The sequence below is a fragment of the uncultured Limosilactobacillus sp. genome (genome assembly GCF_934202705.1).
Lineage (GTDB): Bacteria > Bacillota > Bacilli > Lactobacillales > Lactobacillaceae > Limosilactobacillus.
Genome location: NZ_CAKPYE010000008.1, coordinates 25,757 through 48,630 on the forward strand (window position 1 = coordinate 25,757; position 22,874 = coordinate 48,630).

The window sequence follows — 22,874 nt, forward strand, 5'->3', positions numbered from 1 at the left end:
ATTTGAAAGTAAAATTAAAAGATCTTGTAATTATATCTAACGATAGGGAACAAGTTGAGAATGTTAACTTAAATAATTATGTTAGTACGGAAAATCTCCTAGCTAATAGGAATGGCGTAAAATTCCCTGCTAATAATATGCCATCAGCTAAAACAGTTAGCACCTATAAAAAAGGAGATATTTTAGTATCAAATATAAGACCATATTTTAAGAAAATTTGGAAAGCTAAATTTAATGGCCCAAAATCAAATGATGTAATTGCTTTTAGAACGAATAGTCCAAGATTAATGCAAGATTACTTATATGTACTTTTGCAGTCTGATAATTTTTTTGACTATGTAACTAGCACTGCTAAGGGTACTAAAATGCCTCGTGGTGATAAAAACGCAATAAGAAATTATACGTTTGAATTACCAAACTTAAATATTCAAAAGAAAATTGCTAATACTATTTTGGTAATAGAAGAAAAAGTAAAATTGAATAATCAGATAAATGATAATTTACTTGAGTTAATTGATGTATATTTCTTAAAACTTTTAGATAATTCAACACTCATTGAAAAAACTATTAATGACATTGGGAGTGTCGTTGGTGGTGGCACTCCTTCTAAGAAAAATAAAGATTATTGGAATGGTAGCATATCATGGATTACCCCTAAAGATCTCTCTCAGAATCCATCCGTTTTTACTTCGCATGGTGAAAACTTTATTACAGAATTAGGATTATCTAAAGGGAGTGCAAAGTTACTACCATCACACACAATTTTATTCAGTTCTCGAGCACCCATCGGTTATATTTCAATTGCTAAAAATAATATATCTACAAATCAGGGCTTTAAATCTATTATCCCTAATAAAAGATACTCATTTCAATTTATTTATGAGTTAATGAAACATGAGACACAAGCAATCATAAATGAGGCTAATGGTTCAACATTTAAGGAAATATCAGGTAAAAGATTAAAGCAGCATATTGTTAAGGTCCCTCAAATAGAAAATATGGATAGATTCGATAAGCTAACATTACCGCTATTTAAACAAATAGAAAGTTTAGAAGAAGAAAATAGAAGTTTAGCAAAAATAAAAGAGCAATTACTAAACAAACTATTTTGATTACTAAATTATCATTTATCCATCCAACCTAAAAGAAAGAGGTGATTAACCCATGACAAGTTATTTTAATGAACAAGATGTTGAAGGAGTTGCTTTGCAATGCCTTGGTGATGTTGGTTATCAGGTGTATAAAAGTGCTAGTTATACGGGACCAAGCGTGATGATTGATGAAGAGCGAGATAATGATCATACTCAGGTTATCTTGAAAAAGAGACTAGCTAATGCTTTGCGAAAGATTAATCCCGGCTATAATGAGGAAATTTACAAAAACGCAGTTCACCAGTTTGAACGATTAGCAGAAAGTCCAGATATGATGCTCAATAATCATAAGCTTCATCAACTTATTATCGGTGGTGCTAAGGTGAAGACATCTGACAATGGTGAAGACAGGACGTTTACCCTGTACCCGATTGACTTTAATAATGTCCATAATAATGATTTTATTGCGACTAACCAATTTACCGTCAAGCAAGGGGATCACGAGCGACGGCCAGATGTTACTCTCTTTATTAATGGCTTACCGTTAGTAACATTTGAGTTAAAAAATCCTGCTAATGTCAACGTAGGCATTCAGCAAGCCTTTGCACAACTGTCTACTTATAAATCAGAAATTCCAGAGTATATGCAATACAACGAAATTTTAATAATTTCGGATGGAACTAATGCCCGTGCTGGTTCACTAACTGCGGGGATTGATCGTTTTATGCGTTGGCGTGAGCCAAGAGACGTTCAAGTTGATGAGTCGATGATGGAGCTTGAAATCTTAATTAAGTATATGCTTCGACCAGCTGATTTATTGAATTTAATTCAGAACTTTATTTTATTTGAAACTGACGGCGACAAGACTATTAAGATTCTTGCAGCGTACCACCAGTATTATATGGTAAACAAGGCGGTAAAACGGACTGCTAAGACGTTGAAGAACCCTGATGATGATCGAATTGGGGTCGTTTGGCATACCACTGGTTCAGGCAAGTCATTATCAATGGTCTTTTATTCAGGGATTGTTGCACGCAAGCTTGGGAACCCAACAATCTTGGTAATTAATGACCGAAATGATTTAGATGATCAGTTATACGGCACTTTTGCCTCGGCTCATGAATACTTACAGCAAAATCCGGATCATGCTGAATCTCGTGATGAAGTGCGCGAGTACATGAGTAAAAATTCTGGCGGGATTGTCTTTAGCACCATTCAAAAGTTTTCGCCTAGTTTTGAAGCTGGCGAAGAGCAGATGCCCGTATTAACTAATCGATCAAACGTTATTGTCATGGTTGATGAAGCTCACCGTTCACAGTATGGAATGGAAGCAAAATTTACTGATAATGGTATTCGTTATGGCTATGCTAAATATTTACGGGAAGCCCTTCCCCATGCGTCATTTATTGGCTTTACTGGGACACCAATTAATAAGGCAGATAAATCGACAGTTGCAATGTTTGGTAATTATATTGATGTATACGACATTACCCAAGCAGTTAACGATCACGCGACAGTTCGAATCTATTATGAAAGTCACGTGTTCCCGCTAAAGCTAAAGAAAAATGCAATTGCGGAATATCAGAAGTTAATCAAAGAAGCGGGGATTAATGATGATCCTAACCTGCGAGAAAATGAGCGGCGTAATCGGGCTTTCACTCGCTTAGAAGCTCTTGCTGGTGCTAAGCCACGTTTAGAGAAGATTGCCCAACACTTCGTTCACCATTTTGAAGCTCGTCAAAAAGAAGAATTTGGGAAGTCAATGATTGTTGAAATGTCCCGTCGGAATGCAATTAAGCTCTATAATGAAATTATTAAGCTACGACCTGAATGGGCAAGTGATGATATTAATAAGGGTAAAATCAAGGTTATTATGACCTCTAATGCTTCTGATGGTCCAGAGTTTGCTAAATTTAAGACGAGCAAGCAGGATCGTTTTACGCTGCAAAAACGGATGAAGGATAATCATGACGAACTACAAATTGTGATTGTCGTTGATATGTGGTTGACTGGCTTTGATGTGCCTAGTATGAATACAATGTATATTGATAAACCGATGCAGGGTCATAACTTAATTCAAGCAATTGCCCGGGTTAATCGGGTCTTCAAAAATAAGGATAGCGGCTTAATCGTTGACTATATCGGTATTGCCGATGCCCTTAAATTTGCTTTGAACGTTTACTCGAAGGACGATCAAGGAAAAGTCGGCATCAATGTTGATCGGGCATTAATGTTGTTAAAAGAAAAGTACGATATTGTTAAAGAGGACTTCTTATACGGAATTGATTACTCTGGCTATGATTCAGAAGATAAGGCAACTAGACAAAAGGCAGTTAATAAGGCAGTTAATGAATTAGAAGCCGAGGACGATGAAACTAAGCAAAAATTCTTTGACGTTGTTACAGAATTGCAAAAAGCTTATGCCTTAGTATCAACTCAGCCCGAAGCCCAAGAATTAGGTGCTGAGATTGCCTTCTTTAAGATTGTAAAAGTATCGCTTACTAAACTTGATGCTACTGCTGAATATGATGGTAGCAATGGTGATCATCCCCATTCAGCGGTGGATTATCGAATGCAACAGTTATTAGATCAATCAATTATTTCCGAACCGAATGTGGATATTTACCGCGATTTAGGACTAGAACGGCCAAACTTGGATTTAATCTCTGATCAATTTTTGAAAAAAGTAAATGAGATTGAAGAAAAAGACGTTGCCGTTGCGTTACTTGAAAAGCTATTAAAAGGGCAAGTAAAGGCTTATCAGCGGACGAACATTGTAAAGGGTAAGAAGTTTGAAGAGCTACTACAAAAGTCGATTGACGATTACAATAAGCGGGGAATCACCAGTGAAATCGTAATCCGTAAGCTGATTGATATGGCAAAGGAAATCAATAAGGAACAACAGGAAGGAAAGAATCTGGGCCTTTCTAAAGAAGAAGTTGCTTTCTATGATGCCTTAGCCGATCATGAAAAAGCGGTTCAAGAATTAGGCGAGAAGAAACTACATTTAATTGCGGCAGAATTAGTTAAAACAGTTAAACAGCAGGCTGGTGTTGACTGGCAAAGACGGAGTAACGTTCGAGCAAAGATGCGGGTAGCTGTTAAACATTTATTACGTAAATATGGTTATCCACCTGACATTGCACCAGATGCCATTAAAACTGTAGTAAGTCAAGCAGAGCAAATGGCAACTAATGAAAATAATTAACTTGAATAATCCAGTAGTTGAAGCGATCCCTGTAGGTTGAACACTTTAATTAAGCAAATTTTTCTAAGGCAAGATTTCGGTTTTTAATCGGCACCTTGTCTTTTAATTTATGCTTGATTCAATCTTAACTGTAATGTTCAATCCACTCTTTCACGGCTTGAAAAAGTTATTTGGACTTACGTTGCTCCCAGCCTAATTTGTTTAGAGCCTCTATATAAAGTGCTGTTTACGATTATGAAAATTTTCTTTGCACATAAGTTATAATATATTTTAATTAAATATTTGGAGTAAAACGCAATGAATAAAACTGACTATAAAAGAAGATCTGTTGAGAAAGCAATAGTTATGGCTCTAAGAGATTTGGGTGGCTCAGCAAGTCGAAAAGTCATTAGAAAATCAATGGCTGACAACGGATACGATGGATTAACCTACGATCAAGTTTTCTATACAAAACGAGGGAAAACAGGCACATATTCTCCTTTTATGTTTGACTTTAATTTTGGAATTAGAAACTTATATACAGTTGGCTATATTGAAAAACCAGAACGTGGGAAAGATATTGTATTAACAAATCTCGGACAGAATAACAGTCTTAAAAGTTATCCAACAAAAGAGCAAGAACAAAGAATGGCTGAGTATTGGCACAAAAAAGATCAAGAGCGAGCTGAAAGACATGCTTCCAAAGCCAAAATGGATATAAAAGAAAGTGAAGATGCCGCAACGGGGTCGGATGATCAAGAAGACACTGATAATTTAGGATGGAAATCTCAATTATTAAATCAATTAATGAAATTTGATCCTGCAAAGTTTGAAAGTTTTTCACGGTTACTGATTTCAAAAATGGGAGTGACTATCGATAAAAAACGTGGGATTGTCCGATCTGGAGATCATGGTATTGATGGTTTTGGATACTTTACCTCTGATGAATTTCGAACCAGTCGTGTAGCAATTCAATGTAAAAGGTACACAACTGGTGCAGTTTCCGAACCTGAAATTGATAAATTTAAAGGGGTAATGGATAGCTTTAATGCTGAATATGGAATTTTCATTACTACTAATTACTTTACGCCACGGGCAAGATCTAAGGCGACGCAAGGTAATAACACCGTCACATTAATTGATGGGCAGGAATTAGCTGATCTTGTTGAAAAATATCAATTGCATATTACTCCTATCACCACATATGCATTAGATGATTATTATTTTGATTTAAAATAGGGACTATTGGAAACAGACTATACAACACTCAAACATCGAGAAGATGGTGTCATTAATCAAGATCCTCTGGGATTACAAAGGGTGTATGTTCAAGTGAAACGTTATGCATCTGACAACTCGGTGGGATGACCTGAGATAGCTGGATTTAGTGGAGTAATTAAATTGAAACACGCTAATCGTGGTGTGTTTATTACAACTTCTACATTTACAAGCGGAGCTGTACAGGTAGCCAGAGATTTAGATATTACTTTAGTTGATAGAGAAATGCTAACAAACTTAATGGTGAAGTATGGTGTGGGTGGCGAAGTGAAAAAACAGTATCGTACTTACCGTATTAATGCTGATGACTTTATTGAATAAATGTGATTAATTTAAAAATACCTTCCATTAATGAATAATTAGAGATCTTCTTTTTAAAGAAAGTGGGTGAATTTTATCCGATTTTATAGCATAAGTAATGGTCAACAAGATCAATTAAAAAATATGGTAAAAAAGGGTCTTCTTGCTTGTTTACCAGATGGAGAACGGTGGATGATTTTATCCCTTAGCCAGAGTAACAATTCTAAAAGCATTTATGTTTATCTTTATAATGCAGGTAATATTTACCCAATTAGAGTATCTGATCATTCAACTTGGTTTCGATTTGTTGACACAGAGTATTTTAATATTAAAGTTGACTTAAAATGTGATATTCCATTAGTTGAACAAATAAAAGAACAGTTTGAAATAGCAACTGCTCCAACGGTGAAGCTGGATCTTCCAGAATTTTTAATACTAGAAATGGTTTATTCAACCCATGAGGCTTATAATCCGATCGGTATTTTTATTCGTGATAATGGAACTTTAACGATAGAAAGAACAAATGAGGGTAAACCAGTTGCGATAAATAATTCGAATGTTTATCAAATTTTTGAAAAGTTAATAAAAATTAACTTGATTAAAGTTCATACAAATGGCTATTTATCAGTAACTCATAATGGGTTAGATATTTTACGCAAGTATAAACGACTAAGATTAAGATCTTGGCCAAAATCAATTAGAGAGTATGATTGGTGGTCAACTCTTCATCAAGTATATTTAATTATTGATTCTAAAGGGTCTCATAAAAGTTATAGTAAAAACGCTAAACCAGATTATCATGAAGATTTAGATTATTATTACGAATTGTTTAATCTTAAAAAGAATACTTCTACTAAAAAAGAAGGTATTCAAGCTAAGAAAGAATCACCTAAATTATGGAGAACTCAGCTTATTAATTGTCTAAAGGGCTCATTGCCTTATGGTTCAACCTTAGTTGCTATAACTTCTGTTACAAGAAAAAGAATTATATATGTTCAAATTATGGCTGGTGATCTTTTATATATGGTATGTTTCAGTTCTGATAGGAAAGAATGTATGGAAGATAGCCCAAACATCTGCATCCTACCAGATAAAATTTCAAATTTAAAAAAGCATTTTACTAAAACATTCCCATTATATAATTTCAGGTATACAAAGGTAGATCAAAAATCACTTTTATGGCTTCGTTATTTGCAATTAATTAATGAATCAAAAAGAGAATATGTAATTAATTTGTCAAAGGAAAATGTGAATATAGAAGACCATAATCATATTTCTAGAGTCCTTCCAAAGCCAGAAGCTAAACGTTATCAATTAATGGTTAAATTATGTTGGGTTGATGAATTGAACAATTTGGTTAGTATCTCTGATATTGGTAAACAAATACTTGAAAATTATTCAAAAACAATTATCAATAAATCCATGTCTTGGAACTTGCAGATTCAAAGAATGAAACTAAAAACAATAGAGAATCTTTTGAATATATAGGAGTTTTAATAAATGATTGTATGGTCAATCCAACCTTATGAAGTCTATGAACAATTGCTTACTAAGGGCACTTTCATTTGTGATCCAGCTAAGTCTATAAACTTGCAGAGTGATTTGGAATTCAATGTTCATGATTTTGAAAATGCCTATAATTGGATGATTAAACAAATGAATCGAAGAATTGGTAATCCTCCGAATGGTGTCACGTTACCTGTTTGGGTTTGGTATAAGTATAATTATTCGCATCGTCATCCAGATTTTCGGACATATCGCGACTATGATAATCAAGTTTGCTTAGAGTTGAATATTCCAGAGAATCAAATACTTTTAAGCGATTATGATAACTGGCACTTTGTTTTAAATGACTGGTATTTAAATGATGCTAAAAGTGATGAAGAATGGCATAAGAAAGATGACTGGTTTGATAATTTGTCTCCGCTTAAACAAAAACGAGTGAAAGAAAGATCTTGGCAACGTATATTTGACGTGACACCAAGAAAAGGTGAATGGACACAAAATGGTGCTTTTGTTCAAGGATGCTGTTGGTATTTTAAGAAAGACCAAATTAGCCATGTTTGGTATTCAAAGAAGGGACAACGTTGTCAGCAGATTTTGTAATTATTATGAGTGACTTGGCATTAATAATAAAACCCTCATGTTGGAAGTGAACTCCAACATGAGGATTTTATTTTGTCGATTCATGAAAACTAACAGAGATCATGATTGCCTGTCAATCGTTTAATCTCTTATCTTAATATACCAGCGGCGCCACTTTCTCCTGCAACCACTTAGCTGCCGCTTTGCTATCAATCCGCGTGAATGGTGCAGGGTGGATCAGTCGATCATCGACGTTAAAGAGTTTCAGTTGGCCCTTAACTTTAATTGGTTCAATCCAGTAGGAACCGCCTTTGGCAAATGACGCAATTTTCCATGCGTAGTAAACTCCTTTCGCATCTTCTCGTTGAATAATGTCATAAATTTTTGCCACGCACAGTGCATAACCCGGCACGGTCCCGTGAATTTTCTTTGCAGTATTACAAATTAGCAGGTCACCGCGGTACGGGGTACTCCAGGTCCGATATTCTTCAATTTTTTGGCCTAACATGATGTCCAAAGCCGCATCGGGCCGAATCGATAAAGCTTTCATTGTCTCTCCCCATTTGTCAGTTTTTAAATCATTATAACAAGTTTGCGTCATATCATTACCTTTGTAATCGCTAACAATGTATAATAAAAGTGTCTATAAATGTTACCAAATAAGGGAGGCTGACAAAATGGAAATTAAAAATGTTGTTGTTGCCGGGGCTGGAGTGCTCGGTAGTCAGATTGCCTTTCAGACTGCACGATGTGGTTTCCAAGTTAAAATTTGGAACCGGCACACTGACCGCGCTGAAAAGCGGCTTGCCAATATTAAAGCACCATTCATGAAAGATATGCATGCTACTGATGCTGATTATCAAAGGGCAATGGATAACATTGTCGACATCAGCAATGACCTTGCTGCCACGGTCAAGGATGCTGATTTGGTCATCGAATCGGTTTCGGAATCAGTTGATATCAAAAAGGCCTTCTATCACGACCTTGGCGAAGTTATGCCAGACCACACGATTGTGGCAAGTAATTCGTCAACGTTTGTCCCGAGCCAATTAGTGAAGTTTACGAACTTCCCCGAACGATTCTTACACATGCACTTTGCTAACCATATTTGGACGCACAATGTTGCCGAAATTGTGGGGACGGACCAAACTTTACCAGAAGTAAAGGACGCCATTATTACGTTTGCCCGGGCAATTAAAATGGTACCAGTGGTTTTGAACAAAGAAAATCATGGCTATGTCATGAATGCCTTATTGATTCCGCTTTTGAACGCCGCTCAAGCATTATGGGCAAACGGGATTGCTGATCCGCACACCATTGATAAGGACTGGATGATTTCGAACGGTTCACCAATGGGACCATTTATGATCTTAGACGTGGTGGGTCTCCGAACGGCTTATGAAATTGTTAACAATTCGTACCAACAAACGAACGATCCACTGGCGAAAAAGATTGCGGATAATCTGAAGAAGATGATTGACGAAGGTCACACCGGGGTTGAATCGGGCCAAGGTTTCTACCATTATCCAAATCCTGAATACCAGGATCCTGATTTCTTTAAGTAACGATCGTTGAACGAAATTAATTTTGATTGCACCAGGTTAAGAGAAAGAAGTGACAATCATGAAGCAGTATCGCGTGATTATTTGGGGCCTCGGCAATGTTGGTCGGGCTGCAGTTCGGATGATTGGTGAACGCAAGTCAGTTAAACTGGTGGCTGCGGTGGATGTTGATCCCAATAAAATTGGCAAAGACGCTGCCGGCTTATTTGGCTTCCCCGATATTGGCGTCAAGGTGACTGATGATATTGATGCGGCCCTTAAGCTGGATGCCGACTGTGTTCTCGTCTTTACACCATTGCGCCACGATTCAGATACTGGTGCCTTTACCCCAAGTGCCCAGGACATGGTGAAAGTTTTAAATGCCAAGAAGAACTGTATTACGACAATTCCACTTTATTATTCACAAGTTACTACGCCAAAGCTCTACAAGATGATTAATGATGCAGCAGTTGCCAATGGTGTTTCATTTATTCCGAGCGGATTGTTGCCGGGCTTCTATGCTTCACATTTGCCATTGTACCTTTGCAACTTAGTGGATCATGTTGATCAATTAACCGTGCAATCGGGTGAAGATGATCAACGGAACACTTCCAGCTGGGTAAAAGTCTTTGGCTATGGACTGGATCCTGACAAATTCCCTCAAGATAAGCTCAAGGCCGGAATTGCGGCTTACTACATTGCTGCGGTTTACGAAATGGGTGAACGGCTGGGCTTCAAGTTTGATGATGTCAAAGTCAATCACGAAGTCTTTACTGCGCCAGAAGACCTGCACCCAGAAGCATTTGGCCTAATTAAGAAGGGTACGATGATGGGTCACCGGTTTACCATGGCTGGTTATGTTGATGGCAAGCCAAAAGTGAGCCTGATCTATGTTCACAAGATCTGCGATGACATTGTAAAGGAACCAGCAATCGACAACCGGATTACGATTGATGGAATTCCAAAGATTGATGTTGAAGTTCATAACATGATCCCGCTTGATGAAAGTTACGTGACTAGTGCTGCACCAGCGGTGGATGCGATTCCGCAGGCTGTTGAAGCAGCACCAGGTTACCAACACCTCTTGGATCAACCGACGATGTTGCCACTGAAGTAATTTTAAAGAGGTTCCTAAATGGAGCCTCTTTTTCATGCTAAATCAGTTGAAAATATTTGAATAAAAAAGAAGCTGCCCGTGAGCTAGTTGCCCACGGGTGGCTTAATTTAGATCGTCATGCCAAAGAATGCTGTACAAATACCGCCAGCATATGAAAGGATCAAGTATAGCCAGAAGGCTGTCCATCGTCGTTCATCAATTAAGGAGACTAGTTCTGTATTAAAAGTGGAAAAGGTTGTGTAACCACCGAGGACACCGCTGCCCCAAAATGCTATTGATGGTTGCGTACTTCCTAAATGGTGAGTTAAGACGCCGAGCAAAAATGATCCGCTTAAATTAATCAAGAGGGTTGCCAACGGCCAATTTAGCTTCAGTTGTTTGAAGCTGATTGTCATCAGGTAACGGACCAGCGCGCCCAATGAGGCACCAATTCCAACGATGAGCATTATTCTTCATCCCTCCCTAAGTTTCTGGCTAGTGCAAACCCCAGTAATGCCATGATGAGACCACCGAACGCACTAATTAGAAAATACATGCCAGCAGTCCAAACTTGGTGTTGAGCCAGTTTGACGGTGGTCGTTGCAAAAGTTGAGAAGGTGGTAAACGCCCCAATGAAACCGGTGCCTAAACCAGTGCTGAGCCATTCTGAAAAAATCCCCTGTTCGATGATGTAATAGGTGAGGAAGGCTAATAAAAAACTGCCAAATAAATTTGCAGACAGAATGCCATAAGTACTCCATCCAGTGCTTAACGACCAGCGTGTGCAGCCGCCTAAGAATGCAAAGACCAGCACACTAATGCAATTTTTGATTTTCATGATCTAATTTCCTTCCTAAAGATAATAAATCTCATCATAGCAAATCGCAGCCGAGAAAAGCAATGAGCATCATTCGTGATCAAAATTTCATATGAACACTAATAATATTTTAATGTATCAAACGATAACCGTATTTGCTGATTCTGTTAAATGCTGATAAATCGGATTTGAGCGGATGTTTATCAAAAACAGCCATTAGTATTGAACAAAATAGGCAATTAATTCTATAAAACTATTATTGATGAGCTTGAAAGCGTTATAATTTAGCGCTACACTTAAAACGAAATTATTAATACTTATTAAGCACTTGATAATTGCATTTTGTCGCACTGCTTACGAGGGAGGAATTAACAATGAACATTGTTAGTTTAGCGCGTTTCCAGTTTGCAATGACGACCGTTTTCCACTTTTTCTTTGTACCTTTCTCAATTGGAACGGTCTTTGTTGTTGCAATCATGGAAAGCATGTATGTTCATACCAAGAATGACCTCTATAAAAAGATGGCAAAATTCTGGGGGAACATTTTTATGTTAAGCTTTGCCGTCGGCGTGGTCACCGGACTGATTCAAGAATTCCAATTCGGCATGAACTGGTCAGACTATTCCCGGTTTATGGGGGATATCTTTGGTGCGCCACTGGCGTTTGAAGCTTTACTGTCATTCTTTATTGAATCGACTTTTATTGGCTTATGGGTCTTTACTTGGGATCGCGTTAAGAAAGGTTTGCACTTATTCTTTATTTGGATGATTGTCTTTGGGACAATGACCTCCGCGCTTTGGATCCTGACCGCAAACTCATTTATGCAGCACCCAGTTGGCTATACTTTACGGAACGGTCGTGCGGAAATGGCCAGCTTTGGGGCATTACTCACGAATCCGCAAGTTCTATTTGAACTTAGTCACGTTTTGATGGGGGCATTATTGACCGGCGCGACGATTATTTGTGGCTTGACTGCTTTCCAACTACTTAAGAAGCGGTCATTATCTGATGAAAACAAACAGATTTACCACAAAACGATGCGGATTGGCCTTTGGTTAATGCTGATCTTCTCACTGGGGAGCATTACCGCCGGTGACTTGCAAATGCAATACTTAATTAAGGAACAACCAATGAAGTTTGCGGCCACCGAAATGGTTTATAAAACCACAGGTGATAAGGCCCCGTGGACCGTGGTTGGTGTTGCTAATCCAAAGACTCATAAGGTCTATGGCAACATTGATATTCCAGATATGCTGAGTGTCCTTTCCTATCACAAGACGACCGGTGCCGTTAAGGGGATGGACGAAGTTAATGCGCAATTAGAAAAGAAGTATGGCACGAAGATTGCTAATCATCAAATGAATTACTATGTTCCAGTTAATACGCTCTTCTGGAGTTTCCGGGTTATGGCTGGTTTTGGCGCTTTGATGGCCTTAGTAGCTATTGTCGGCTTGATTCTAACGCGACGGGACAAACAGACACTTTATGAACATCGTTGGTGTCTATGGGTGATGGCCTTAATGACCTTCACACCGTTCCTGGCAAACACCGCTGGTTGGCTAATTACTGAATTAGGTCGGGCCCCATGGACGGTCTACGGACTCTTTACCATTGCGCAAAGTGTTTCGCCAGACGTTTCAGTGGCTTCGTTATTAACCTCAAATATTATTTACTTCTTGTTATTTACCACTTTGGCAATTATTCTGATTGGTTTGATTGTCCGCTTCTTGCGTAATGACCCGGTCGAATACGCGGCTGCGCAAGCTGACAAGAAGGCAACTGATCCATTTGCAAAGGGGGCCTTTTAAATGTCATTTCTCCAAGGATTATGGTTCTTACTAATTGGCGTCCTCTTTAGTGGCTTCTTTTTCTTAGATGGCTTCGACTATGGAGTCGGGATGGCCGTTGAAACGTTGGGCCACGATGAGGCGGAAAAGACGCAAATTATCCGAACCATCGGCCCAGTTTGGGATGGTAACGAAGTTTGGTTAATTACCGCTGGTGGGGCGATGTTTGCCTCATTCCCATATTGGTACGCAACCTTATTTTCTGGATATTATTTGATTCTCTTATTTATTTTGATGGGGTTAATTTTACGGGGCGTTTCGTTTGAGTTTCGCGCGAAGAGCCCAATGACAAAGAAACCAATTTGGGACAGAGTGATGGCAATTTCTTCTGCCGTTGTTCCATTCCTGTTTGGTGTGATGTTCATTTCCATGATTAAAGGAATGCCAATTGACGCGCAAGGTAATATTTCCGCCCACTTCTTTGACTACTTTAACTGGTTCTCAGTTGTTGGTGGCGTGGCGCTAACTCTATTAACTTACTTGCACGGTCTGAATTACATTACGTTAAAGACTGTCGGGCCAGTTTCAGAACGCGCCCAAAACTATGCGCACGCCCTTTATTGGGTTCTGTATCTCGGTGAAGTGATCTTTGCATTACTGCTCCTCTTCCAAACCGACTTCTTACATGTTCACCCAATCTTAACCTTGCTTTGCCTAGCATTAATTGTCGGCTTTTCAATTTGGGCCCATGCTGCTACTTTCCAGGATCATCAAGGTCATGCCTTTATCGCTAGCGGCTTGACGTTGATTTCACTAGTTGCTTTGATTTTCTGTGGATTATTCCCACGGGTCATGATTTCATCGATCAGTAGTCAATATGATCTGGTCATCAAGACTGCTTCATCATCCAATTACACGTTAATTGTGATGACGGTTGCGACAGTGATCTTGGTACCCTGCGTCCTGGCCTACACGATTTGGGCATACTGGATTTTCCGAAAACGAATTGAAATGCCCGCGATTGGGAGGACCGATGGATGATTGATCGACACCTATTTGAACTCGCAGGTGCTCAATCCATTGCCAAACGGCTTGCGGGACTCAATGTTCTGCAAGCCGTTTTCATTATTGGCCAGGCATTAAGCCTCAGCTGGTTATTAACGGGATTATGGCAAGGTCATCGATTAGATTGGCTGATGTTAATAGCATTTGGTGCTTGCTTTACGGGACGGCAAGCGTTGAATTGGTTGAGCGAACACTGGTTAGATCACTATGCGGCCCAGACTAGTCAGCAACTGCGGAGTCAACTATTGCAAAAAGTATTTGAATTAGGACCGGCCCTGGTACAAAAGCAGGGGACAGGGAGCACGATCACGATGGTGATGGACGGGATTAGTGAGGTCCGTGACTATATTAAGCTCATGTTTACCAAAGTGCTGACCATGATGATTGTACCAATCCTGATTTTAGCCACAATGGTCTGGCTTGACTGGCGCTCTGCACTGATTTTATTGTGCATGTACCCTTTAATCGTGATTTTTATGATTATTTTGGGTCGGGCTGCGCAGGCTAAGGCCATTAAGCAGTTTGGTAACTTTCAGAAATTGTCCAATAACTTTATTGACTCCCTGCGGGGCATTGGTACTCTAAAGTATTTGGGCCAGAGTAAACGTTATTCGCAAAGTATTTTTAGTTCTAGTGAGTTGTTCCGTCATCGAACCATGCGAGTTTTAAAGATTGCCATGCTGTCGACCTTTGCACTAGACTTTTTCACAACCCTTTCGATTGCTGTGATTGCGGTCTTCTTAGGCTTTGATTTGATTAACGGTCGGATGAGTCTTTTCTCGGCGCTCGGGATTTTAATTCTCGCACCGGAATATTTCCTACCGATTCGAAATTTTGCGGGTGACTTTCATGCAACTTTAAACGGCAAGAACGCGTTTAGGCGGATTCGCGAATTAATCCAGCTGCCGGCTCCACAAACCGCAATGGTGTCGTTACATCCCTGGACTAAGGACGATGAGCTAGTGATGAAGCAACTGACGTTTCGATACCCGCACGGAATGGTCTTGCAGCCATTCTCTTTACGGATTAAGGGCAACGAGATGATTGGTATTATCGGGATGAGCGGTTCTGGTAAAACGACGCTGATTAATTTATTGAGTGGCTTTTTGACGCCCCAATCAGGAAAGTTGATTATTCAGGGACAACCCGCGTCCACCCTCAACATTGTTGACTGGCATCGCCAAATGACTTATATTCCACAAACACCGTATGTGTTCACCGCGACCTTACGCGATAATATTGCTTTTTACACCCCGCAGGTTAGTGACCAACAAGTCAAAGAGGCGATTCACGTAGTCGGCCTGGATGACCTTTTAGCAGAATTACCAGCTGGCTTAGACACGGTCATTGGTTCGGGAAAACGGACATTATCTGGGGGCCAAGCACAGCGGATCGCACTAGCGCGGGCCTTTCTGGATCAGCAACGAAAAGTAATGTTCTTTGATGAGCCGACTGCTCATTTGGACATTGAAACTGAATTAGATTTGAAACAGCGGATGTTACCACTAATGGCCAATCATTTGGTCTTCTTTGCAACCCACCGGCTCCACTGGATGCGACAAATGGATTATATTCTGGTAATGGATCACGGCCAACTGGTTGAACAGGGGACTTATGATGAGCTATTGGCTCGTCATGGTGACTTTACCAAACTCATTCAACGAATGCGAGGTGAGACCAATGTTTAAAAAAATTCCATTATTGAAGGCACTTCAACATGACCGATGGATCAAGCCGTTTTTGAAACGTTATCGTTGGACATTAGTTCTTGCCATTGGTTTAGGGATTGTGACCTTTATTTGTGGCGCCGGTTTAATGTTTTCTGCCGGTTTCTTGATTAGCAAGTCGGCGACCCGTCCGGAAAACATTTTGCTGGTTTACGTCCCCATTGTTCTTACTCGGGCATTTGGAATTGCTCGGCCAGCATTGCGGTATGTGGAACGCTTAGTTAGCCATAACTGGGTTTTGAAGATGACCTCGCAGCTTCGGCGAAAGCTATATGATTCACTCGAACACGATGCGGTCTTTTTCCACAGTAAATATCAATTAGGCGATATTTTAGGGCTCTTATCTGATGATGTTCATCATATTCAAAATTTATATTTAAGAACCCTCTTCCCAATGTTTGTGGCGTGGGGTCTATATGCACTAATTGTCGTGGCGTTTGGTGTTTTATCACCATTGATGGGGTTATGGATGCTCATTGTTTTCGGCTTAATTATTTTCGGTATTCCAATCTGGTCAATTTTGGTCAACGGAGCGCGGCAAGAACGCGCTAAACAGCTAAAGGACCAGCTTTACGTCGATTTGACAGATAATGTCATGGGCGTGACTGACTGGATTTTAGCTGGACGTAATCAACAATACCTGACGCGCCGTCAACAGAGTGAAACTGCAGACCAGAAAAATGCTACTGCACTTCACAGCTTTGAACACGTTCGCGACTTTTTATTGCAGATGTTATATCTTTCAATGATCGTCAGTGTGATTCTCTGGGGTGCCAGTAAATTTGGTGGCCACTTTGGCGGTCCTGCCAACTGGATTGCGGCATTTGTGCTCGCTTGGTTCCCGTTAGTCGATGCATTTATTCAATTATCGACAGCGGCTCAAGAAACCAATGTTTATACAAATTCGATCACTCGATTAAATGAACTTAGTCATTCAGATGAACCAGCTGGCAACCAAATAAAATTGCATCGCCCATTCAAACTGCAAATTAATGACGTTCACTTTTGTTATGCGCCAACGCAGCGTGAAGTCCTATCAGGTATTAGTTTAAAATTAGCACCTGGTGAAAAGGTGGCTTTACTTGGCCGGAGCGGTTCTGGAAAAAGTACTTTGGCATCGCTCATTCGGGGAGATTTAACACCCACCAAAGGCGCCGTGAAATTAAATGACGTTGCTACCAGTCAATTTGGTGATCAGATTGCTGATTACATTGGGGTGATTAATCAAACCCCATACCTCTTTAACACGACAATTGCCAATAATGTCCGGCTGGGGGATGAAACAGCCGGTGATGAACGAATTTGGTCGGTGCTGGAACGGGTTGGTTTAGCTGACATGGTTCACCAGCTTCCGGATGGCATTAATACGAAAGTGGACGAAGCTGGTCTGCGTTTCTCCGGTGGCGAACGACACCGTTTAGCACTTGCGAGAATCTTGTTGAAAGATACGCCAATTGTCTTACTGGATGAACCAACGGTTGGCCTCGATCCGATTACTGAACAAGCGGTGATTGATACATTTATGAATCAGCTGCAAGATAAAACGGTAATTTGGATTACTCATCACCTTCAAGGAATTGATCAATTTGATCAGGTCATCTTTATTGAAGCTGGTCAGCTCGCTATGCATGGCTCACCTAGTGAACTGTGGAAAAATAACGACCGCTTCCGGCAATTAAAAAAGGCTGATCAGGGAATCATTCCTGATCAACCAATTAATTAACGCGTTTGAGGAGCTGCTTGGCCAGACGATCCAGTTGGTCACGTGCGGGGCTGTCTGGGAGGTATTGCAAGTGATCTAATGCGCGGTTAGTAAATTTTGTTGCTAACCGTTGACTTTGCACCAAGGCATTCGAATTGATAATCATTTGCTTGATTTTTTGCATGTCATTCATTGTTAACTGGTATTTTTTAGTCAACAAAGGTTTAAGCGATGCCTGAGTGCGTGGATCCTGCAGGGCAAATAGCATTGGTAATGAATAAACCCCAGTGCTTAAGTCTTCCATTGTTGGTTTGGTTAACTGGCTGGTACCAGTATAATCGAGGATGTCGTCGAGCATTTGAAAGGCGATCCCAAGATTTTGACCAAACTTAGCAGCGTGGACGGTTTGACTAGCGTTCGCTCCAGCAAAATGAGCACCTTCGCGAGCCGCTAGTTGAAAGAGGGCCGCTGTTTTACCATTAACGTTGCGCAAGTATTGATGAATTGTCTGTGTTGTATCAAAACGCCGGGCCATTTGACCCAGTTCACCATTGAGGAGCCGTTGCATAATGGTGGCGTTGACTTGCAAGTATTGATTATCATCATGAAGATTCGTGATCAGTAAGTCAAAGAAGATGGTAAAAAGATAGTCGCCAGCATAGACGGCGGTGTCTTTACCAAAACGGGACTGGATGCTGACTTGACCCCGCCGCATCGGTGAATCATCGATAATATCATCGTGGATCAAGGATGCCATGTGTAAGATTTCGATTGAGGCAGCTAATTGGGTGAGCTGGTGAGTATGGCGTTCTGATGAGCCAATTGCTTTGCTGACCATCAGCAATAACGCTGGCCGCAGATATTTGCCCCCATGGTTAGCCATCGCGATGAGGGCTGCTTGTAAGCGCGGATTTGCCGCATTAATATGAGTTTGTAGGATTTGATTAACGGTGTTCAGCTCATTTTGAATGAGCGGATAGTGGTACCGAGCAGGTGAATTAATCATTTGTTTGGTGTCCTTTAAATATTATTTAATCAGTGGAGAAAGGATTGGAATTGAATGTCAGTTGATGTTTTTTTGGAACTCGTGGAAATCAAGGCGAAAACTGCAAGCGTGATCCCGTTTTTGCTAGGAGTTTGCTTTAGTGCCTATTATTTGCACAGCGTTAACCCAGTTCTGGCAGTTGTCTTCTTTATTGCCATGTTGCTCTTTAATATGGCAGTGGACATGCTGGACAACTATAATGACTACCGACATGCCATTGACAAGGTGAACTATCAGCAAAAGACTAACATTATTGGTCGCGAGCATCTATCACCACGGCTAGTCTTAGCGTTGCTCGTGACGTTTTCCGTGATTGCCGCCCTGATGGGCCTTTGGTTAGTCATGAAGGCGGGGCTTCCAGTATTATGGATGGGCATCTTCTGTTTTGCAGTTGGAATTCTGTATTCGTCCGGACCGCATCCGTTATCTAGTTTACCGCTTGGTGAGTTGTTTTCAGGATTTACGATGGGTTTTATGATTCTACTGATCAGTGTTTATCTGAACAGTTATCAGGTCTTCGCTTGGAACTGGGCGAATCTTTGGCGCACCTTTCTGGTGGCACTGCCGGATGAGTTATGGATTTCCAACCTGATGCTGGCCAATAACCTCTGTGACGCGGATGAAGATGAACGAAACCAGCGAACCACGATTATTCACTACATTGGAATCCCTAATGGTCTGCGGGTATTTACCATGAAAAATATCTTGGCCATGCTGGTAATTATTTTATCACCCTTTATCCGGATTGCCCCATTTACGGTTTGGCTGACACTCGTAATTGTACCCTTTGTTTATAAGCAGAACAAGCGATTGATGGCAAAGCAAGTGAAAAGCGAAACCTTCTCCAGTGGAGTAAAAATTCTCCTGGTTGGTTCAGGAGTTTACTTGCTGACGTACTTTCTCGGGATCATCTTTTAATGAATTGTGAGGGATTATTATGAAAAAAATTGTTGTACTAGGAGCTGGATACGCAGGTCTAAAGACCGTGGTTGCATTGCAAAAGAAGATTAAAGGGGTGGCGGACATTACCCTGGTTGATCAGAATGATTATCATTATGAAGCAACTGATCTGCATGAAGTGGCCTCTGGTAACCTGCCAGCCAGCAAAATTACGTACCCGATTAAAGACGTACTTGATCCAGCAGTTACAACCTTTGTTCAGGATCGGGTAATTAAATTAAACGCAGCCGATAAAACAGTGGAGTTAGCTAATCATGCACCGTTAAATTATGACTACTGTGTGATGGCGCTCGGCTTTGTTTCAGAAAATTTCGGGATCAAAGGGGCGACCGCAAATAGTCTGCCAATGGCAAATGTGGACGAAGCCAAGGCGATTCATGAGCACCTCGTTACTGTCATGAAGCATTATCGGCAAAGTCAAGATGTCAACGACCTTAAAATTATCATTTGCGGGGCTGGCTTTACCGGAATTGAATTGGCTGGTGCATTGGATGACGCTAAAAAACGCCTGGCAGGAATTGCTGGCGTAAATGCAGATGACATTCAGATTACGCTGATTGATGCTTCTAATCGGTTATTGCCGATGTTTGATGAAAAGCTCGCTAATTATGGGGTTAATTTATTAAACAAGCTGCACATCCAAATTATCAAAGGGGCATTGATTAACGAAATTCAACCAGGAAAGGTACTGTATAAGAAACAGGGTGAAGCCGACGATGCAGCTTTGCATGAAGAAAGTGCCAACACGATTATCTGGACAACTGGGGTTAGCGGCAGCCCAGTGGTCGGCGAATCTGGATTGCCGCAGCGTCGTGGTCGGGTAATGGATACTGAGCATTTGACGGCACCGGATGACGATCAGCTATACATGGTCGGTGACGTTGCAGCTGTTATGCCACCAGATGGAAAACGTCCATACCCAACCACGGCCCAAATTTCACTATCAATGGCTAATTATGTTGCCAAAGACTTAAGCGCTCGAGTGAAAGGCGGTCAGCGCCCTAGAGCCTACACGTATAAATCATTAGGAACGGTTGCGTCAGTTGGAAATACGCGAGCATTTGGAGTGGCCATGGGTGGTCATTACCGTGGCTACCCAGCCTCGTTTATCAAAAAGATGATTATGAATAAGTCCTTACTAGAAACTGGTGGAATGAAGGAATTGATGGCGAAGGGTCGATTCGATTTATATCACTAGAAGTAAGCAAAAAGTCTCCACATGATGGAGACTTTTTAATCACAAGTTTCAAAGCTGTTTGATTATTGCCCATTAAATTACAATCATAGTGTTCCATTTATCGGAGATCTATAGATACAAGATCAAGCATCGATTATAGTTTAAATTAGAAAATGATTAGAAAATGCTTGACGAATTTTAATTAAACGAGTAAGGTAGATACCAATCAAACGGTATGAACAACCACTTAGAATAGGAAATTAGCTCAATGTTGCCTAGTCAGCGAACCCAAGTTAGTGCGAGTGGGGATTGGCTCAGAGAGTGAAAGTAGCCTAGGAGTGGCTAAGGTGAGAACAATTGTAGCTTTAGCCGGGTACGCCCGTTATCGCGTCAACGTATCTAGATGACTATGTACGGGGTAAGGGAGTAATAGTAATATTGCTCTAAAGTAAGGTGGTAACGCGCGTGAAGGCGTCCTTATAAGCATTGAGCTTATAGGGGCGCCTTTTTTCATACCATAATGATAACAATTTAAATAGGGGGATTGATTAAAATGAAAACAATCAAGGCAAGTATTCAACAGTCGATCATTATTGCATCTCTGATTTTTGGAATGTTATTTGGGGCGGGAAACTTGATTTTTCCGGTTCATTTGGGCCAATTAGCTGGTCGTCATTGGTTAATGGCCAGTAGCGGTTTCCTGATTTCTGGTGTGTTGTTACCATTAATAGCATTACTGGCAATCAGTATCACTAGATCGAATGGAATTTACGACTTAGCCTTGCCTAACGGTCGTTATTATGCTTTGATCTTTTTAATTCTTGTTCACGCCACGTTAGGACCATTATTTGCAACCCCACGGACGGCAACGGTGCCTTATGAGATCGGAATTTCCCAACATTTACCTGCTACAGCGAATGGTTGGGGACTGTTGATTTATTCGGCAATGTTCTTTGGTTTGGTTTATCGATTTTCCAATCACGAAGGAAAAATTACGACACTGATTGGGAAAGTTTTAAATCCATTATTCCTCTTACTGCTTTTTATCATTTTTCTATTAGCATTTATGCACCCACTCGGCGCTGCCAAGTCAGCAAGCGAAACTGGAACATATCTTAGTCATGCTTTTACGAATGGCTTTTTGCAAGGGTATAACACCATGGATGGGCTGGCTTCATTAGCGTTTGGCATTACGGTAATTACGGCGGTTAAGGGGCTAGGAATCAAAAAGCCACAACAGATTTCGTTAGCGACCGCCAAGAGTGGGACCCTTGGGATTGCAGGAATTGCCATTATTTATCTGATTTTAATTTGGCTAGGTGCAACGAGCCTGCATCACTTTAGTCTCGCTGCTAATGGTGGCATTACCCTTGCCCAAATTTCTAATTACTACTTAGGAACAGTTGGTAATGCCATTTTGGCGGTTTTAGCAACGATTACTTGTATGACGTCAGCGATGGGGTTAGTAATCGCTTTTTCACAAGACTTTCATCGCCGTTTTCCACGAATTAGTTATCGGACATTTCTCCGCGCTAATTGTGGTTTATCATTTCTGTTTGCCAATTTGGGTCTCAACCAAATTATTACTTGGTCAACGCCAATTTTGATGTTCCTTTATCCATTAGCGATTACCCTCATCATTTTAGGACTGCTTTCGCCATTGTTTAAACATGACCGGATTGTTTATCAGGTTACGACTGGGCTAACTTTGATTCCAGCATTCTTTGATATGATTCATGCATTACCAACGGGGCTGCAAAAAAGCGAATTAGTGCAAATGTTAGTTGAATTTGCACAGCATTACTTTCCATTCTTTAAACTCGGCTTTGGCTGGTTAACCTTTGCGCTAATTGGACTGATAATTGGGTTAGTCGGCCATACTCTGAAAATATGCAAACAAACAATGCTGGTTGATGAGTAGGGAAAATCAGTGCAGTACATTGACTAAATTATCCCGTCATGGATTTTTAAATAGCGCATTTGAATACTAACCTTAAAAAGAATTTAGATTAATAA

The 22,874-nt window shown here is 40.4% G+C and carries 18 protein-coding genes, 1 pseudogene and 1 other annotated feature; of the genes and pseudogenes, 15 read left to right on the top strand and 4 right to left on the bottom strand.

The genetic code is table 11. The features are described from left to right. Positions 1 to 2: 2 nt before the first annotated feature. The 6 genes and pseudogenes from Q0C76_RS06240 (at position 3) to Q0C76_RS06265 (ending at position 7,962) form a co-directional block, all read left to right on the top strand. The gene (locus Q0C76_RS06240; protein WP_295731061.1) at positions 3 to 1,112 is read left to right on the top strand and encodes a restriction endonuclease subunit S; all 1,110 of its coding nucleotides are present in this window, start codon (positions 3 to 5) and stop codon (positions 1,110 to 1,112) included. 52 nt (positions 1,113 to 1,164) lie between these two features. Then, positions 1,165 to 4,299 (top strand): type I restriction endonuclease subunit R, encoded by a 3,135-nt coding sequence (locus Q0C76_RS06245; protein WP_295731064.1) that lies wholly within the window; start codon positions 1,165 to 1,167, stop codon positions 4,297 to 4,299. A gap of 297 nt (positions 4,300 to 4,596) precedes the next feature. Then, a complete protein-coding gene (locus Q0C76_RS06250) occupies positions 4,597 to 5,517 on the top strand; it encodes a restriction endonuclease (RefSeq protein WP_295731067.1) in 921 nt (306 codons plus the stop codon). Between the two features lie 6 nt (positions 5,518 to 5,523). Then, a pseudogene (locus tag Q0C76_RS06255) lies at positions 5,524 to 5,877 on the top strand (restriction endonuclease). A gap of 66 nt (positions 5,878 to 5,943) precedes the next feature. Continuing rightward, complete coding sequence (locus tag Q0C76_RS06260) at positions 5,944 to 7,344, top strand: hypothetical protein (RefSeq protein ID WP_295731069.1); 1,401 nt, start codon at positions 5,944 to 5,946, stop codon at positions 7,342 to 7,344. A gap of 12 nt (positions 7,345 to 7,356) precedes the next feature. Further along, a complete protein-coding gene (locus Q0C76_RS06265) occupies positions 7,357 to 7,962 on the top strand; it encodes a DUF3841 domain-containing protein (protein WP_295731071.1) in 606 nt (201 codons plus the stop codon). A 133-nt stretch (positions 7,963 to 8,095) separates the two neighbouring features. On the opposite strand, the gene Q0C76_RS06270 is transcribed toward Q0C76_RS06265, so the two are convergent. Further along, the gene (locus tag Q0C76_RS06270; protein WP_295731074.1) at positions 8,096 to 8,491 is read right to left on the bottom strand and encodes an ASCH domain-containing protein; all 396 of its coding nucleotides are present in this window, start codon (positions 8,489 to 8,491) and stop codon (positions 8,096 to 8,098) included. 127 nt (positions 8,492 to 8,618) lie between these two features. On the opposite strand from Q0C76_RS06270, the gene Q0C76_RS06275 reads away from it, so the two are divergent. Together Q0C76_RS06275 and Q0C76_RS06280 are read left to right on the top strand one after the other, a co-directional pair. Beyond that, positions 8,619 to 9,506, top strand: a complete 888-nt coding sequence (locus Q0C76_RS06275; protein ID WP_295731077.1) for a 3-hydroxyacyl-CoA dehydrogenase — start codon at positions 8,619 to 8,621, stop codon at positions 9,504 to 9,506. Between the two features lie 58 nt (positions 9,507 to 9,564). Further along, positions 9,565 to 10,599 carry a hypothetical protein gene (locus Q0C76_RS06280; protein WP_295731080.1) on the top strand — a complete coding sequence of 345 codons (1,035 nt, stop codon included), beginning with the start codon at positions 9,565 to 9,567 and terminating at the stop codon, positions 10,597 to 10,599. Positions 10,600 to 10,706: 107 nt separating this feature from the next. On the opposite strand, the gene Q0C76_RS06285 is transcribed toward Q0C76_RS06280, so the two are convergent. Then, positions 10,707 to 11,045 carry a CrcB family protein gene (locus tag Q0C76_RS06285; RefSeq protein ID WP_295731082.1) on the bottom strand — a complete coding sequence of 113 codons (339 nt, stop codon included), beginning with the start codon at positions 11,043 to 11,045 and terminating at the stop codon, positions 10,707 to 10,709. Then, positions 11,045 to 11,416, bottom strand: a complete 372-nt coding sequence (locus Q0C76_RS06290) for a CrcB family protein (protein WP_295731083.1) — start codon at positions 11,414 to 11,416, stop codon at positions 11,045 to 11,047. The genes Q0C76_RS06285 and Q0C76_RS06290 overlap by 1 nt, the downstream gene beginning before the upstream one ends. A gap of 353 nt (positions 11,417 to 11,769) precedes the next feature. Between Q0C76_RS06290 and Q0C76_RS06295 the strand changes: the two genes are divergently transcribed. Genes Q0C76_RS06295 through cydC form a run of 4 tightly spaced genes read left to right on the top strand, consistent with a single transcriptional unit; the run spans position 11,770 to position 17,697 of the window. Next, the gene (locus tag Q0C76_RS06295; RefSeq protein ID WP_295731085.1) at positions 11,770 to 13,203 is read left to right on the top strand and encodes a cytochrome ubiquinol oxidase subunit I; all 1,434 of its coding nucleotides are present in this window, start codon (positions 11,770 to 11,772) and stop codon (positions 13,201 to 13,203) included. Then, entirely contained in the window at positions 13,204 to 14,223 is a 1,020-nt protein-coding gene (cydB, locus tag Q0C76_RS06300; RefSeq protein WP_295731087.1) for a cytochrome d ubiquinol oxidase subunit II, read from the top strand. Then, on the top strand, positions 14,220 to 15,935 hold the full coding sequence (gene cydD / locus Q0C76_RS06305; RefSeq protein ID WP_295731090.1) for a thiol reductant ABC exporter subunit CydD: 1,716 nt from the start codon (positions 14,220 to 14,222) through the stop codon (positions 15,933 to 15,935). Before cydB ends, cydD begins: the two co-directional genes overlap by 4 nt. After that, complete coding sequence (gene cydC, locus Q0C76_RS06310) at positions 15,928 to 17,697, top strand: thiol reductant ABC exporter subunit CydC (protein WP_295731093.1); 1,770 nt, start codon at positions 15,928 to 15,930, stop codon at positions 17,695 to 17,697. Before cydD ends, cydC begins: the two co-directional genes overlap by 8 nt. On the opposite strand, the gene Q0C76_RS06315 is transcribed toward cydC, so the two are convergent. Next, positions 17,690 to 18,682 (bottom strand): polyprenyl synthetase family protein, encoded by a 993-nt coding sequence (locus tag Q0C76_RS06315; RefSeq protein ID WP_295731096.1) that lies wholly within the window; start codon positions 18,680 to 18,682, stop codon positions 17,690 to 17,692. The two genes, cydC and Q0C76_RS06315, sit on opposite strands and share 8 nt — an antisense overlap. Positions 18,683 to 18,736: 54 nt before the next feature. Here Q0C76_RS06315 and Q0C76_RS06320 point away from each other — a divergent pair, with 54 nt between their 5' ends. The 3 genes from Q0C76_RS06320 to brnQ all read left to right on the top strand — a co-directional run bounded on the left by Q0C76_RS06320 (position 18,737) and on the right by brnQ (position 22,779). Next, the gene (locus tag Q0C76_RS06320; protein WP_295731099.1) at positions 18,737 to 19,639 is read left to right on the top strand and encodes a prenyltransferase; all 903 of its coding nucleotides are present in this window, start codon (positions 18,737 to 18,739) and stop codon (positions 19,637 to 19,639) included. A 19-nt stretch (positions 19,640 to 19,658) separates the two neighbouring features. After that, on the top strand, positions 19,659 to 20,879 hold the full coding sequence (locus Q0C76_RS06325; RefSeq protein WP_295731102.1) for an NAD(P)/FAD-dependent oxidoreductase: 1,221 nt from the start codon (positions 19,659 to 19,661) through the stop codon (positions 20,877 to 20,879). A 218-nt stretch (positions 20,880 to 21,097) separates the two neighbouring features. Next, positions 21,098 to 21,340, top strand: a binding site (T-box leader). A 71-nt stretch (positions 21,341 to 21,411) separates the two neighbouring features. Further along, positions 21,412 to 22,779, top strand: coding sequence for a branched-chain amino acid transport system II carrier protein (brnQ, locus tag Q0C76_RS06330; protein ID WP_295731105.1), 1,368 nt, complete (start codon positions 21,412 to 21,414; stop codon positions 22,777 to 22,779). The last annotated feature ends 95 nt before the right edge of the window (positions 22,780 to 22,874 follow it).

Bases quoted from the DNA above. Each gene is read 5' to 3' on its own strand.
- Q0C76_RS06315 (WP_295731096.1), bottom strand. From the start codon at position 18,682: ATGATTAATTCACCTGCTCGGTACCACTATCCGCTCATTCAAAATGAG.
- brnQ (WP_295731105.1), top strand. From the start codon at position 21,412: ATGAAAACAATCAAGGCAAGTATTCAACAGTCGATCATTATTGCATCT.
- Q0C76_RS06325 (WP_295731102.1), top strand. From the start codon at position 19,659: ATGAAAAAAATTGTTGTACTAGGAGCTGGATACGCAGGTCTAAAGACC.
- Q0C76_RS06280 (WP_295731080.1), top strand. From the start codon at position 9,565: ATGAAGCAGTATCGCGTGATTATTTGGGGCCTCGGCAATGTTGGTCGG.
- Q0C76_RS06250 (WP_295731067.1), top strand. From the start codon at position 4,597: ATGAATAAAACTGACTATAAAAGAAGATCTGTTGAGAAAGCAATAGTT.
- cydD (WP_295731090.1), top strand. From the start codon at position 14,220: ATGATTGATCGACACCTATTTGAACTCGCAGGTGCTCAATCCATTGCC.
- Q0C76_RS06270 (WP_295731074.1), bottom strand. From the start codon at position 8,491: ATGAAAGCTTTATCGATTCGGCCCGATGCGGCTTTGGACATCATGTTA.
- Q0C76_RS06245 (WP_295731064.1), top strand. From the start codon at position 1,165: ATGACAAGTTATTTTAATGAACAAGATGTTGAAGGAGTTGCTTTGCAA.
- Q0C76_RS06290 (WP_295731083.1), bottom strand. From the start codon at position 11,416: ATGAAAATCAAAAATTGCATTAGTGTGCTGGTCTTTGCATTCTTAGGC.
- Q0C76_RS06320 (WP_295731099.1), top strand. From the start codon at position 18,737: ATGTCAGTTGATGTTTTTTTGGAACTCGTGGAAATCAAGGCGAAAACT.
- Q0C76_RS06275 (WP_295731077.1), top strand. From the start codon at position 8,619: ATGGAAATTAAAAATGTTGTTGTTGCCGGGGCTGGAGTGCTCGGTAGT.
- cydC (WP_295731093.1), top strand. From the start codon at position 15,928: ATGTTTAAAAAAATTCCATTATTGAAGGCACTTCAACATGACCGATGG.
- cydB (WP_295731087.1), top strand. From the start codon at position 13,204: ATGTCATTTCTCCAAGGATTATGGTTCTTACTAATTGGCGTCCTCTTT.
- Q0C76_RS06285 (WP_295731082.1), bottom strand. From the start codon at position 11,045: ATGCTCATCGTTGGAATTGGTGCCTCATTGGGCGCGCTGGTCCGTTAC.
- Q0C76_RS06265 (WP_295731071.1), top strand. From the start codon at position 7,357: ATGATTGTATGGTCAATCCAACCTTATGAAGTCTATGAACAATTGCTT.
- Q0C76_RS06295 (WP_295731085.1), top strand. From the start codon at position 11,770: ATGAACATTGTTAGTTTAGCGCGTTTCCAGTTTGCAATGACGACCGTT.